Genomic DNA, 12,424 nt, shown 5'->3' with positions numbered 1-12,424 from the left:
GCCCTCAACCCCGGTCACTTACTGATGTAAGCTCCCGGGGATTTCGGGTATTGACGCCTTTTTGCAACGCGAAATGCTGGGTTAAATGAGGGGCGCCTTTCCCACTGCAAATGCGTTGTCTGACCCCGGTCGCGCTGCGCTTACCNNNNCTACAGTCGCCAGGTAGCCCGGCTAAGCGAAGCGCCGCCGGGTTCTTCCTTGGTCATGCTCCGCTTATTGGGGCTACGGCTTAATGCTTTTCCCAACCATTCTGCTGGGCGCTAAAGCCGAGCGCCTGCATAAAGGCCGCCATCACGCCGCGGTCCTCCACCCCATGGTCGGCGACGCGCCAGCTATTGATCGCCGGGTTATCACGCAATGTCTCTTCCACTAAGTATTGTCCGACGCCGCGGCGGCGGGTCACTTCACGCACGCACAGATCGCTGAGCTCACCTTCGACGCCGCCCAGGGTAACGCGCACGGCGCCCAGCAGGCGCTCGTTAAAGCGGGCGGCGTAGAGACGATGGTTTTCATCAAGGGTCAGCGTCGACAGATCCTGCGACGGCCAGATTTTCCCCAGATCAATGCGATCCTGATCGCTGAAGTGCTGTAAACGGATAATGGTCAGTTTCATGGGCGGCAAATCCAGTGCAAAACAGAGGCGCCAGTGTACCCAAAATTGCTGTCTGGCGGAGCGCTGTTTTTTGCGCGTACATCAGGGGATTCGTTTTCCTGGCGTTGTCAGGGTAGCGCAATCCGTCATGGATCGAAAAATAAGCAGAATTTTAACCTAATGTGCAGCGTTTTATTCCGCCTTATGTATCGTTATTTTATGCTGCAGGATGGACTTTTTTTTGTTTATCTTCACCAAAATACAGAATATTATCTTTGCTTAATCGACTGAAAAATAGAGGTTTTAATCTGTTTTTTAGTGAAAAACTGCGCTAAACCATTAAACTCAATGGTAAAAATGGCGTTGTTTAATAAAAGCACAGAATGCTTTTTAACCATAAAAATACAAAACATTTACACCACATCACGAACGGGGTTCTGCAGCATGAAAAGGAACGCGAAAACCATCGTCGCGGGCATTGTCGCATTAGCGATGTCGCACGCGGCGATGGCCAAGGATATTAAGGTCGCCGTGGTCGGCGCGATGTCGGGTCCAGTGGCCCAGTGGGGCGACATGGAGTTCAATGGCGCGCGTCAGGCGATTAAAGACATCAACGCCAGCGGCGGCATTAAGGGCGACAAGCTGGTGGCCGTCGAATATGACGACGCCTGCGATCCGAAGCAAGCGGTCGCGGTGGCCAACAAAATCGTCAACGACGGCATTCAGTACGTTATCGGCCACCTGTGCTCCTCTTCCACCCAGCCGGCTTCCGACATCTATGAGGATGAAGGCATCCTAATGATCTCCCCCGGGGCGACCAACCCGGAGCTGACCCAGCGCGGATACCAGTACATCATGCGTACCGCCGGCCTCGACTCCTCGCAGGGGCCGACCGCGGCGAAATATATCGTCGAGAAAGTGAAACCGCAGCGTATCGCCATCATTCATGACAAGCAGCAGTACGGCGAAGGGCTGGCGCGTTCGGTGCAGGACAACCTGAAGAAAGCCGGGGCCAACATCGTCTTCTTCGATGGCATCACCGCGGGGGAAAAAGATTTCTCCGCCCTGCTGGCGCGCCTGAAGAAAGAGAACATCGACTTCGTCTACTACGGCGGCTACTACCCGGAAATGGGCCAGATGCTGCGCCAGGCGCGCTCCGTCGGGTTGAAAACCGTGTTTATGGGGCCGGAAGGGGTCGGCAACGCCTCGCTGTCCAATATCGCGGGCGCCGCGGCGGAAGGCATGCTGGTGACAATGCCAAAACGCTACGATCAGGACCCTGCCAACAGCGCCATCGTCAACGCGCTGAAAGCGGAGAAGAAAGATCCGAGCGGACCGTACGTCTGGATCACCTATGCCGCCGTTCAGTCGCTGGCGCAGGCGATGGACAGAACCGGCAGCCAGCAGCCGCTGGATTTAATCAAAGATTTGAAAGCGCACGGGGCGAAAACCGTGATTGGGCCGCTGACCTGGGATGAAAAAGGCGATCTGAAGGGATTTGAGTTTGGTGTCTTCCAGTGGCACGCCGACGGCTCTTCGAGCGCGGCGAAATAAGCGCTGAAGACGAGTTATCCCTCCGCCTGCGAACCGCGGGCGGTTTGAAAAAGGTTACCTTATGTCCGAGCAGTTTCTCTATTTTCTGCAGCAGATGTTTAACGGCGTCACGCTGGGCAGTACCTATGCGTTGATCGCCATCGGCTATACGATGGTGTACGGCATTATCGGCATGATCAACTTCGCCCACGGCGAGGTCTATATGATTGGCAGCTATGTCTCCTTCATGATCATCGCCGCGCTGATGATGATGGGCATTGACACTAGCTGGCTGCTGGTCGCCGCCGGATTCGTGGGCGCCATTGTGATTGCCAGCGCCTACGGCTGGAGCATTGAGCGCGTGGCCTATCGGCCGGTGCGTAACTCCAAGCGCCTGATTGCGCTGATCTCCGCCATCGGGATGTCTATCTTCCTGCAGAACTACGTCAGCCTGACCCAGGGCTCCCGCGACGTGGCGCTGCCGAGCTTGTTTAACGGCCAGTGGGTCGTCGGCCACAGCGACAGCTTCTCCGCGACGATCACCACCATGCAACTGGTGATCTGGGTGGTGACCTTTATCGCCATGCTGGCCCTGACGCTGTTTATTCGCTACTCGCGGATGGGGCGCGCCTGCCGCGCCTGCGCGGAAGATCTGAAAATGGCCAGCCTGCTCGGGATTAACACCGACCGCGTCATTGCCCTGACCTTTGTCATCGGCGCAGCGATGGCGGCGGTGGCCGGCGTGCTGCTGGGGCAGTTCTACGGCGTGATTAACCCCTACATCGGCTTTATGGCCGGGATGAAGGCGTTCACCGCCGCCGTGCTCGGCGGGATCGGCAGTATCCCTGGCGCGATGATCGGCGGCCTGATCCTGGGTATTGCCGAGGCGCTCTCTTCCGCCTATCTCAGCACCGAATATAAGGACGTCGTTTCCTTCGCGCTGCTGATTCTGGTGCTGTTAGTGATGCCGACCGGCATTCTGGGCCGCCCGGAGGTGGAAAAAGTATGAAACCGATGCAAATTGCAATGGCGCTGCTCTCTGCCGTGATGTTCTTCATTCTGGCGGGCGTCTTTATGGGCGTGCAGCTGGAGCTGAACGGCACCAAACTGGTGGTCGATACCGCCGCCGATATTCGCTGGCAGTGGATCTTCATCGGTACCGCGGTGGTCTTTTTCTTCCAGCTGCTGCGGCCGCTGTTCCAGAAAGCGGTTAAGAACGTCTCCGGGCCGAAGTTTATTATGCCGGCGATTGACGGGTCGACGGTGAAGCAGAAGCTGTTCCTGATCGCCCTGCTGGTGATTGCCGTGGCCTGGCCGTTTATGGTGTCGCGCGGCACGGTGGATATCGCCACCCTGACGACGATCTATATCATCCTCGGCCTCGGGTTGAACGTGGTGGTCGGCCTTTCCGGCCTGCTGGTGCTAGGCTACGGTGGGTTCTATGCCATCGGCGCGTATACCTTTGCGCTGCTGAACCACTATTACGGTCTTGGCTTCTGGACCTGTCTCCCGCTGGCCGGCCTAGTCTCCGCGGCGGCCGGTTTCCTGCTGGGCTTCCCGGTGCTGCGTTTGCGCGGCGACTACCTGGCGATTGTGACCTTAGGCTTCGGCGAGATCGTGCGCATTCTGCTGCTCAACAATACCGAGATCACCGGCGGGCCGAACGGCATCAGCCAGATCCCGAAACCGACCTTCTTTGGCCTCGAATTTAGCCGCAGCGCCCGCGAAGGCGGCTGGGATACCTTCAGCAACTTCTTCGGCGTCAAATACGATCCCTCCGACCGGGTGATTTTCCTCTACCTGGTGGCGTTGCTGCTGGTAGTGCTCAGCCTGTTCGTCATCAACCGCCTGCTGCGAATGCCGCTGGGCCGGGCGTGGGAAGCGCTGCGTGAAGATGAGATCGCCTGTCGTTCGCTGGGCCTGAGCCCGACGCGCATCAAGCTGACCGCCTTTACCATCAGCGCCGCGTTTGCTGGCTTCGCCGGCACGCTGTTCGCCGCGCGCCAGGGCTTCGTCAGCCCGGAATCCTTTACCTTCGCCGAGTCAGCCTTTGTGCTGGCGATCGTCGTGCTGGGCGGGATGGGCTCGCAGTTCGCGGTGATCCTCGCGGCTATTCTGCTGGTGGTCTCGCGCGAGTTGATGCGTGACTTCAACGAATACAGCATGTTAATGCTCGGCGGCCTGATGGTGCTGATGATGATCTGGCGTCCGCAGGGGCTTCTGCCAATGACGCGCGTGCAGTTGAAGCTGAAAAACGGTCAGGCGAAAGGAGAGCAGGCATGAGTCAGCCATTATTATCCGTTAGCGGCCTGATGATGCGTTTCGGCGGTCTGCTGGCCGTCAACAATGTGTCGCTGGAGCTCAGAGAGCGCGAGATCGTCTCGCTGATCGGCCCCAACGGCGCCGGGAAGACCACCGTCTTTAACTGCCTGACCGGTTTTTACAAGCCCACCGGCGGCACTATTCTGCTGNGCGACCAGCACCTGGAAGGGCTGCCGGGTCAGCAGATTGCGCGGATGGGCGTGGTGCGGACCTTCCAGCACGTGCGCCTGTTCCGCGAAATGACGGTGATTGAAAACCTGCTGGTGGCGCAGCATCAGCAGCTGAAAACCGGGCTCTTCTCCGGCCTGCTGAAAACGCCGGCCTTCCGTCGGGCGCAGAGCGAAGCGCTGGACAGGGCCGCCACCTGGCTGGAGCGTATCGGCCTGCTGGAGCATGCCAACCGTCAGGCCAGCAACCTGGCCTACGGCGACCAGCGTCGGCTGGAGATTGCCCGCTGCATGGTGACCCAGCCGGAAATTCTGATGCTCGATGAACCGGCGGCGGGGCTGAACCCGAAAGAGACCAAAGAGCTGGACGAGCTTATCGCCGAGCTGCGTAACCATCACAACACCACCATCCTGCTTATCGAACACGATATGAAGCTGGTGATGGGCATTTCCGATCGCATCTACGTCGTGAACCAGGGAACACCGCTGGCCAACGGGACGCCGGAAGAGATTCGTAATAACCCGGACGTGATCCGCGCATACCTTGGTGAGGCATAAGATGGAAAACGCGATGTTAACTTTTGACAACGTCAGCGCCCACTACGGCAAGATTCAGGCACTGCACAACGTCAGCCTGCATATCAAACAGGGCGAGATCGTCACGCTTATCGGCGCCAACGGCGCGGGGAAAACCACCCTGCTCGGCACGCTGTGCGGCGACCCGCGCGCCTCCAGCGGGCGCATTGTCTTTGACGGTAAGGATATTACCGACTGGCAAACCGCGAAGATCATGCGCGAGGCGGTGGCGATCGTTCCGGAAGGGCGGCGCGTCTTTTCGCGTATGACGGTGGAAGAGAACCTGGCGATGGGCGGTTTTTTTGCCGACCGCGATCAGTTCCAGACCCGCATCAAATGGGTGTATGAGCTGTTCCCGCGTCTGCATGAACGCCGTATTCAGCGCGCCGGCACCATGTCCGGCGGCGAGCAGCAGATGCTGGCGATCGGTCGCGCCCTGATGAGCCAACCGCGCCTGCTGCTGCTGGATGAACCGTCGCTGGGGCTGGCGCCGATTATCATTCAGCAGATTTTCGACACCATCGAGCAGCTGCGCGAGCAGGGAATGACGATCTTCCTGGTTGAGCAGAACGCCAACCAGGCGCTGAAGCTGGCCGACCGCGGCTATGTGCTGGAGAACGGCCACGTGGTGCTGGAGGACACCGGCGACGCGCTGTTGGCCAACGAGGCGGTGCGCAGCGCCTATCTCGGCGGTTAATTCATCGCAACCCGGCGTTATTCACTTCGCCGGTTTGTAGCCCGGGCGAGGCGCTTGCGCCGACCCCGGGAGCCGATCGCAAGAATACATTTAAAAGAGCCTGTTGGCTCTTTTTTTGTACATGTATGTTGTACAATAAAAGAGTACAGCTTAGGAGGTTTTTATGAGAACGGTTAACTATAGCGAAGCCCGGCAAAATCTGGCCGATGTGCTGGAAAGCGCAGTGACAGGTGTACCTGTGACCATTACCCGTCGTGGGCATAAATCTGCAGTCATCATTAGTGCAGAAGAGTTTGAACGCTACCAGGCGGCCAGAATGGATGATGAGTTCGCGGCTATCATGGCGGTTCATGGTGATGAGATCAGGGAGCTTGCGGATAAATGACGCTGCAGATTATCTCAGCGGAAGAGATAATACAGTTTCACGACAGGCTGCTCCGCGTCACGCCTGGCGTTGCCGGTATGCCCGATCCGGGGCGTGCCGAAGCGATAATGTATAGGGTGCTAAACAAAATTGAATATGAAGGTGTGACAGACGTGTGGCGACTCGCTGCGATGCATCTGCTGGCGATTTCTCGCGGTCATATATTTAATGATGGTAATAAGCGTACGGCACTGTTTATCACCCTGCTTTTTTTAAAGCGAAATGGAATTATATTGCCAGCGAATCCAGACTTCGTCGGCATGACCGTCGAGGCAGCAGCAGGGCAACTTACCCTGGAACAGATTGTCGCGCGTTTGCGTGGATGACGGTTAACTCGTTGCAACCCGGCGGCTTCGCCGGTTTGTAGCCCGGGCGAGGCGCTTGCGCCGACCCCGGGAGCCGATCGCACGAATATTATCCGTGTCTCAGCTCCCACTTTACTTCCCCCGTCCTTTCATCGGCTTGTCATCTCTCTGACCCGTTACTATCTTTTTTTTGTAATAAAAAAGTTATTTTTCTGTAATTCGAACATGTCATGTTACCCCGCGAGCATAAAACGCGTGAAATCGCGCATCCGGCACAACAAGAGAGATAACCGATGATATCGTTACGACATACAGCTTTAGGACTGGCGCTGAGCCTGGCTTTTGCCGGTCAGGCCCTGGCGGTTACCACCATCCCGTTCTGGCACTCAATGGAAGGCGAGCTGGGTAAAGAAGTGGATTCTCTGGCGCAACGCTTTAACGCGGCCAATCCTGATTACAAAATCGTTCCGGTATACAAAGGCAACTACGAGCAGAGCCTGAGCGCCGGTATCGCCGCCTTCCGTACCGGCAACGCGCCGGCTATCCTGCAGGTGTATGAAGTCGGTACCGCCACCATGATGGCGTCAAAAGCCATTAAGCCGGTCTACCAGGTGTTTAGCGAGGCGGGCATCAAGTTTGATGAATCGCAGTTCGTACCGACGGTGGCCGGGTATTACACCGATTCGAAAACCGGCCATCTGCTCTCCCAGCCGTTTAACAGCTCTACCCCGGTGCTCTACTACAACAAAGACGCCTTCAAAAAAGCCGGCTTAGATCCGGATCAGCCGCCGAAGACCTGGCAGGATCTGGCGGCCTACACCGCGAAGCTGAAAGCCGCCGGGATGAAGTGCGGCTACGCCAGCGGCTGGCAGGGCTGGATCCAGATTGAAAACTTCAGCGCCTGGCACGGTCTGCCGGTGGCCACGAAGAATAACGGCTTCGACGGTACCGACGCGGTTCTTGAGTTCAACAAGCCGGAGCAGGTGAAGCATATCGCGCTGCTCGAAGAGATGAACAAGAAGGGCGATTTCAGCTACTTCGGGCGTAAAGACGAGTCTACCGAAAAGTTCTATAACGGCGACTGCGCCATTACCACTGCCTCGTCCGGCTCGCTGGCCGATATCCGCCAGTACGCCAAATTTAACTACGGCGTCGGCATGATGCCTTACGATGCCGACGTGAAAGGCGCGCCGCAGAACGCCATCATCGGCGGGGCCAGCCTGTGGGTGATGCAGGGCAAAGACAAAGAGACCTACACCGGCGTGGCGAAGTTCCTCGACTTCCTGACCAAACCGGAAAACGCCGCCGAGTGGCACCAGAAAACCGGCTACCTGCCGATCACTACCGCGGCCTACGATCTGACGCGTCAGCAGGGCTTCTATGATAAGAACCCGGGCGCCGATATCGCTACCCGCCAGATGCTGAACAAGCCGCCGTTGCCGTTCACCAAAGGTCTGCGCCTGGGCAACATGCCGCAAATCCGCACCATCGTCGATGAAGAGCTGGAGAGCGTGTGGACCGGCAAGAAAACCCCGCAGCAGGCGCTGGATTCCGCCGTGCAGCGCGGGAACCAGCTGCTGCGTCGCTTCGAGCAAGCGACCAAATCGTAATCTGTAACTTGCCCGGTGGCGCTGCGCTTACCGGGCCTACGATGTGCCCTATGTAGGCCGGGTAAGGCGTAGCCGCCACCCGGCATTGTTCAGGAACCCAATCTCAATGTCATCATCCCGTCCGGTATTCCGCTCGCGCTGGCTGCCCTATGTGCTGGTCGCGCCGCAGCTGATTATCACGTTGATTTTCTTTATCTGGCCCGCAGGCGAAGCGCTGTGGTACTCGCTGCAGAGCGTCGATCCCTTTGGCCTTTCCAGCCAGTTCGTCGGCCTGGATAACTTCGTTGCGCTGTTCCACGATCCGTACTACCTGGACTCGTTCTGGACCACCATAAAATTCAGCGCCCTGGTGACCGTCAGCGGCCTGCTCATTTCACTGTTTTTCGCCGCGCTGGTCGACTATGTGGTGCGCGGTAGCCGCTTTTATCAAACGCTGATGCTGCTGCCGTACGCCGTGGCCCCCGCCGTCGCGGCGGTGCTGTGGATCTTCCTCTTTAACCCCGGGCGCGGGCTGATCACCCATTTCCTCGGCGAGCTGGGCTACGACTGGAACCATGCGCAGAACAGCGGCCAGGCGATGTTTCTGGTGGTCTTCGCCTCGGTGTGGAAGCAGATAAGCTACAACTTCCTGTTCTTTTTCGCCGCGCTGCAGTCGATTCCGCGTTCGCTGGTTGAGGCCGCCGCCATCGACGGCGCCGGGCCGATTCGTCGCTTCTTTAAGCTGGCGCTGCCGCTGATTGCGCCGGTGAGTTTCTTCCTGCTGGTGGTCAACCTGGTTTATGCCTTCTTCGACACCTTCCCGGTGATCGATGCCGCCACCGCTGGCGGCCCGGTGCAGGCGACCACCACTCTGATCTACAAAATCTATCGCGAAGGTTTCGCCGGGCTCGATCTATCCGCTTCCGCCGCGCAGTCGGTGGTGCTGATGTTCCTCGTCATTATCCTGACGGTGGTGCAGTTCCGTTACGTTGAAAGTAAGGTGCGTTACCAATGATTGAGAACCGTCGCGGGCTGACGATTTTCAGCCACACTATGCTGATCCTGGGTATCGCCGTCATTTTATTCCCGCTGTACGTCGCCTTCGTGGCGGCGACGCTGGATAACAAATCGGTATTTGAAACGCCGATGACGCTGCTTCCCGGCGGACATCTGCTGGAGAACATGAAGACCATCTGGGTGAACGGCGTCGGCGTCAACAGCGCGCCGTTCTGGCTGATGATGCTCAACAGTTTCATCATGGCGTTCGCCATTACGGTCGGCAAAATCGTGGTGTCGATGCTTTCGGCGTTCGCCATCGTCTGGTTCCGCTTTCCGCTGCGTAACCTGTTCTTCTGGATGATCTTTATCACCCTGATGCTGCCGGTCGAGGTGCGTATTTTCCCGACGGTGGAGGTGATCGCCAACCTCAACATGCTCGACAGCTATGCCGGGTTAACGCTGCCGTTGATGGCTTCGGCCACCGCTACCTTCCTGTTCCGCCAGTTCTTTATGACCCTGCCGGACGAGCTGATTGAAGCGGCGCGTATCGATGGCGCTTCGCCGATGCGCTTCTTTCGCGACATCGTGCTGCCGCTGTCGAAAACCAACCTCGCCGCGCTGTTCGTCATCACCTTTATCTACGGCTGGAACCAGTATCTGTGGCCGTTGCTGATTATTCAGGATGTGAATCTTGGCACCGCCGTCGCCGGTATTAAAGGCATGATCGCCACCGGCGAAGGTACTACCCAGTGGAATCAGGTGATGGCGGCGATGCTGCTGACTCTGATCCCGCCGGTCGTCATCGTTTTAGCCATGNAGCGCGCGTTTGTGCGTGGCCTGGTCGATAGTGAGAAATAAAATGGCTGGTTTAAAACTACAGGCAGTAAGCAAAAGCTGGGATGGCAAAACCCAGGTAATTCAACCGTTGACGCTGGACGTGGCGGACGGGGAATTTATCGTCATGGTCGGCCCGTCGGGCTGCGGGAAATCAACGCTGCTGCGGATGGTCGCGGGACTGGAACGGGTGACCAGCGGCGATATCTGGATCGATCGTAAACGGGTGACCGAGATGGAGCCGAAAGATCGCGGCATCGCGATGGTGTTCCAGAACTATGCCCTTTATCCGCATATGAGCGTGGAAGAGAACATGGCGTGGGGGCTGAAGATTCGCGGCATGGGTAAGGGATTGATCGCCGAGCGGGTGCAGGAGGCGGCGCGCATTCTTGAGCTGGATGGTCTGCTCAAGCGCCGCCCGCGGGAACTGTCCGGCGGCCAGCGCCAGCGCGTGGCGATGGGCCGCGCCATCGTGCGTGACCCGGCGGTATTCCTCTTCGACGAACCGTTGTCAAACCTCGACGCCAAGCTGCGCGTGCAGATGCGTCTGGAACTGCAGCAGCTGCATCGCCGCCTGAAAACCACCTCGCTGTACGTCACCCATGACCAGGTGGAGGCGATGACCCTCGCCCAGCGGGTGATGGTGATGAACAAAGGCGTTGCCGAGCAGATCGGCACCCCGGTGGAAGTGTATGAGAAGCCAGCCAGCCGCTTTGTGGCGAGCTTTATCGGCAGCCCGGCCATGAACCTGCTGGAAGGGCGCATCAGCGATGACGGCGGTCGCTTTGAGCTGGCGGGCGGCATGCAGCTGCCGACGAATCATGAGCACCGGCGTCACGCTGGGCGTAAAATGACGCTCGGTATCCGTCCGGAGCATTTTATCTTAAGCTCGCAGGCGCAAGGTGGTATTCCGCTGCTGATGGACACCCTGGAAATTTTAGGTGCCGATAACCTCGCTCACGGGCGCTGGGGCGAACAGAAGCTGGTGGTCAGACTGCCGCACCAGCAGCGCCCGGCGGCAGGCAGCACGCTATGGCTGCATCTGCCTTTGGAACATCTGCACCTCTTTGATGGTGAAACAGGACAACGCGCATGAGTAACTGGCCTTATCCCCGCATCGTCGCCCATCGCGGCGGCGGTAAACTGGCGCCGGAGAACACCCTGGCGGCTATCGACGTCGGCGCCCGCTACGGGCACACGATGATTGAATTTGACGCCAAGCTGTCGAAGGACGGGCAGATCTTTCTGCTGCATGACGATAATCTCGAACGCACCAGCAATGGCTGGGGCGTGGCGGGAGAGCTGGCGTGGGACGATCTGCTGAAGGTCGATGCCGGTAGCTGGTTCAGCCGTGAATTTAAGGGCGAGCCGCTGCCGTTGCTCTCCCAGGTGGCGGAGCGCTGCCGTCGTCACGGCATGATGGCGAATATCGAAATTAAGCCGACCACCGGGCTGGGGCCGCAGACCGGCAGAGTGGTGGCGCTGGCCGCGCGCGATCTATGGCAAGGCATGACCGCGCCGCTGCTCTCCTCTTTTGAAATCGACGCCCTGGAGGCGGCGCAGGAAGCCGCGCCCGAGCTGCCGCGCGGGCTGCTGCTGGATGAGTGGCGCGATGACTGGCGCGAATTGACCACCCGGTTGGGCTGCGTGTCGATTCACCTCAATCACAAACTGCTGGATGCGGCGCGGGTGGCGAGCCTGAAACAGGCCAGCCTGCACATTCTGGTGTACACGGTCAATAAACCCCAGCGCGCCGCCGAACTGCTGTGCTGGGGCGTAGACTGCATCTGCACCGATGCCATTGATGTCATCGGGCCGAATTTCCAGCCTTAAGACGGATTTGCGGCGGACGACCTTTACGGATTAGTCTGCCGCAGCATTCCACCGTTGTTATTTGGCCGCACCTGCTGCGGCGCATTCAGATTGCCGCCCTGGGCCGCGCGCTGCTGATTAGTCTGCAGCTGGTTTTGCAAATGCTGCTGCTGCGAGCGGGTCTGATTGTTCAGATCCTGCTTCAGCATGCTCTGCTGCTGCTGTTGCTGGATCTTCATCTCATTTTGCATGCGCTGCTGGCTGGGGACCACGTAACCCGGCTGGTTAGGGTTGTTATTAATATTGATCGGCTGGGCTAATACGCCAAGCGGCATCAGCGCCGCCAGAAACAGAATCGCTTTCATGGTTTTCTCCTCCCGTGCGTGGGATCACTTAAGTGTACCTCGAATCTGCCATAACAATGATTTTTTAGGAGTTATCAACCAGGCTTAAGCGGGGAATGAAACCTACCTTTCAGGAGTAAGACAATGATAAAAACAACAATATGGCGTCAGGTGGTCATCGCTGCGTTGCTGGCGGGGGGCAGCTTTACCGTCGCCGCCAATCCGCCACC

Annotated in this window: 15 protein-coding genes; 13 read left to right on the top strand and 2 right to left on the bottom strand. The window is 58.2% G+C overall.

What is annotated here, in order from left to right:
• Window positions 1-229: 229 nt before the first annotated feature.
• Window positions 230-613 carry an aspartate 1-decarboxylase autocleavage activator PanM gene (panM, locus tag VZP09_RS19150; protein ID WP_023328322.1) on the bottom strand — a complete coding sequence of 128 codons (384 nt, stop codon included), beginning with the start codon at window positions 611-613 and terminating at the stop codon, window positions 230-232.
• Between the two features lie 423 nt (window positions 614-1,036).
• On the opposite strand from panM, the gene livK reads away from it, so the two are divergent.
• The 12 genes from livK (at window position 1,037) to ugpQ (ending at window position 11,871) form a co-directional block, all read left to right on the top strand.
• The gene (gene livK / locus VZP09_RS19145) at window positions 1,037-2,146 is read left to right on the top strand and encodes a high-affinity branched-chain amino acid ABC transporter substrate-binding protein LivK (protein ID WP_002920808.1); all 1,110 of its coding nucleotides are present in this window, start codon (window positions 1,037-1,039) and stop codon (window positions 2,144-2,146) included.
• A gap of 61 nt (window positions 2,147-2,207) precedes the next feature.
• Window positions 2,208-3,134 (top strand): high-affinity branched-chain amino acid ABC transporter permease LivH, encoded by a 927-nt coding sequence (gene livH / locus VZP09_RS19140; RefSeq protein WP_002920807.1) that lies wholly within the window; start codon window positions 2,208-2,210, stop codon window positions 3,132-3,134.
• The gene (gene livM, locus VZP09_RS19135) at window positions 3,131-4,408 is read left to right on the top strand and encodes a branched chain amino acid ABC transporter permease LivM (protein WP_328795341.1); all 1,278 of its coding nucleotides are present in this window, start codon (window positions 3,131-3,133) and stop codon (window positions 4,406-4,408) included. The genes livH and livM overlap by 4 nt, the downstream gene beginning before the upstream one ends.
• Window positions 4,405-5,172 carry a high-affinity branched-chain amino acid ABC transporter ATP-binding protein LivG gene (livG, locus tag VZP09_RS19130; RefSeq protein WP_328795340.1) on the top strand — a complete coding sequence of 256 codons (768 nt, stop codon included), beginning with the start codon at window positions 4,405-4,407 and terminating at the stop codon, window positions 5,170-5,172. Before livM ends, livG begins: the two co-directional genes overlap by 4 nt.
• A 1-nt stretch (window position 5,173) precedes the next feature.
• Complete coding sequence (gene livF / locus VZP09_RS19125; RefSeq protein ID WP_004145133.1) at window positions 5,174-5,887, top strand: high-affinity branched-chain amino acid ABC transporter ATP-binding protein LivF; 714 nt, start codon at window positions 5,174-5,176, stop codon at window positions 5,885-5,887.
• A gap of 163 nt (window positions 5,888-6,050) precedes the next feature.
• Complete coding sequence (locus VZP09_RS19120; RefSeq protein ID WP_004174006.1) at window positions 6,051-6,272, top strand: type II toxin-antitoxin system Phd/YefM family antitoxin; 222 nt, start codon at window positions 6,051-6,053, stop codon at window positions 6,270-6,272.
• Window positions 6,269-6,637 carry a type II toxin-antitoxin system death-on-curing family toxin gene (locus VZP09_RS19115; protein WP_002920800.1) on the top strand — a complete coding sequence of 123 codons (369 nt, stop codon included), beginning with the start codon at window positions 6,269-6,271 and terminating at the stop codon, window positions 6,635-6,637. Before VZP09_RS19120 ends, VZP09_RS19115 begins: the two co-directional genes overlap by 4 nt.
• 272 nt (window positions 6,638-6,909) lie before the next feature.
• On the top strand, window positions 6,910-8,226 hold the full coding sequence (gene ugpB / locus VZP09_RS19110; protein ID WP_002920796.1) for a sn-glycerol-3-phosphate ABC transporter substrate-binding protein UgpB: 1,317 nt from the start codon (window positions 6,910-6,912) through the stop codon (window positions 8,224-8,226).
• 106 nt (window positions 8,227-8,332) lie between these two features.
• Window positions 8,333-9,220 (top strand): sn-glycerol-3-phosphate ABC transporter permease UgpA, encoded by an 888-nt coding sequence (gene ugpA, locus VZP09_RS19105; protein ID WP_002920792.1) that lies wholly within the window; start codon window positions 8,333-8,335, stop codon window positions 9,218-9,220.
• The gene (ugpE, locus tag VZP09_RS19100) at window positions 9,217-10,062 is read left to right on the top strand and encodes a sn-glycerol-3-phosphate ABC transporter permease UgpE (RefSeq protein WP_328795339.1); all 846 of its coding nucleotides are present in this window, start codon (window positions 9,217-9,219) and stop codon (window positions 10,060-10,062) included. Before ugpA ends, ugpE begins: the two co-directional genes overlap by 4 nt.
• 1 nt (window position 10,063) lies before the next feature.
• Complete coding sequence (locus VZP09_RS19095) at window positions 10,064-11,134, top strand: sn-glycerol-3-phosphate import ATP-binding protein UgpC (RefSeq protein WP_004150074.1); 1,071 nt, start codon at window positions 10,064-10,066, stop codon at window positions 11,132-11,134.
• Entirely contained in the window at window positions 11,131-11,871 is a 741-nt protein-coding gene (gene ugpQ, locus VZP09_RS19090) for a glycerophosphodiester phosphodiesterase (RefSeq protein ID WP_087791940.1), read from the top strand. Before VZP09_RS19095 ends, ugpQ begins: the two co-directional genes overlap by 4 nt.
• Before the next feature lie 23 nt (window positions 11,872-11,894).
• Here the strand turns inward: ugpQ and VZP09_RS19085 are convergent, their stop codons facing one another.
• Window positions 11,895-12,215, bottom strand: a complete 321-nt coding sequence (locus VZP09_RS19085; protein ID WP_004150073.1) for a DUF2756 family protein — start codon at window positions 12,213-12,215, stop codon at window positions 11,895-11,897.
• Between the two features lie 123 nt (window positions 12,216-12,338).
• Between VZP09_RS19085 and VZP09_RS19080 the strand changes: the two genes are divergently transcribed.
• Window positions 12,339-12,424: hypothetical protein (locus VZP09_RS19080; RefSeq protein ID WP_328795498.1), on the top strand; the 86-nt coding region annotated here is incomplete at its 3' end.

Origin of the sequence: Klebsiella sp. EMBS2024 (genome assembly GCF_036233805.1) — a bacterium.
Lineage (GTDB): Bacteria > Pseudomonadota > Gammaproteobacteria > Enterobacterales > Enterobacteriaceae > Klebsiella > Klebsiella pneumoniae.
This window is presented reverse-complemented; position numbering and strand designations above follow the sequence as displayed.

Bases quoted from the DNA above. Each gene is read 5' to 3' on its own strand.
- panM (WP_023328322.1), bottom strand. From the start codon at position 613: ATGAAACTGACCATTATCCGTTTACAGCACTTCAGCGATCAGGATCGC.
- livK (WP_002920808.1), top strand. From the start codon at position 1,037: ATGAAAAGGAACGCGAAAACCATCGTCGCGGGCATTGTCGCATTAGCG.
- livH (WP_002920807.1), top strand. From the start codon at position 2,208: ATGTCCGAGCAGTTTCTCTATTTTCTGCAGCAGATGTTTAACGGCGTC.
- livM (WP_328795341.1), top strand. From the start codon at position 3,131: ATGAAACCGATGCAAATTGCAATGGCGCTGCTCTCTGCCGTGATGTTC.
- livF (WP_004145133.1), top strand. From the start codon at position 5,174: ATGGAAAACGCGATGTTAACTTTTGACAACGTCAGCGCCCACTACGGC.
- VZP09_RS19120 (WP_004174006.1), top strand. From the start codon at position 6,051: ATGAGAACGGTTAACTATAGCGAAGCCCGGCAAAATCTGGCCGATGTG.
- VZP09_RS19115 (WP_002920800.1), top strand. From the start codon at position 6,269: ATGACGCTGCAGATTATCTCAGCGGAAGAGATAATACAGTTTCACGAC.
- ugpB (WP_002920796.1), top strand. From the start codon at position 6,910: ATGATATCGTTACGACATACAGCTTTAGGACTGGCGCTGAGCCTGGCT.
- ugpA (WP_002920792.1), top strand. From the start codon at position 8,333: ATGTCATCATCCCGTCCGGTATTCCGCTCGCGCTGGCTGCCCTATGTG.
- VZP09_RS19095 (WP_004150074.1), top strand. From the start codon at position 10,064: ATGGCTGGTTTAAAACTACAGGCAGTAAGCAAAAGCTGGGATGGCAAA.
- ugpQ (WP_087791940.1), top strand. From the start codon at position 11,131: ATGAGTAACTGGCCTTATCCCCGCATCGTCGCCCATCGCGGCGGCGGT.
- VZP09_RS19085 (WP_004150073.1), bottom strand. From the start codon at position 12,215: ATGAAAGCGATTCTGTTTCTGGCGGCGCTGATGCCGCTTGGCGTATTA.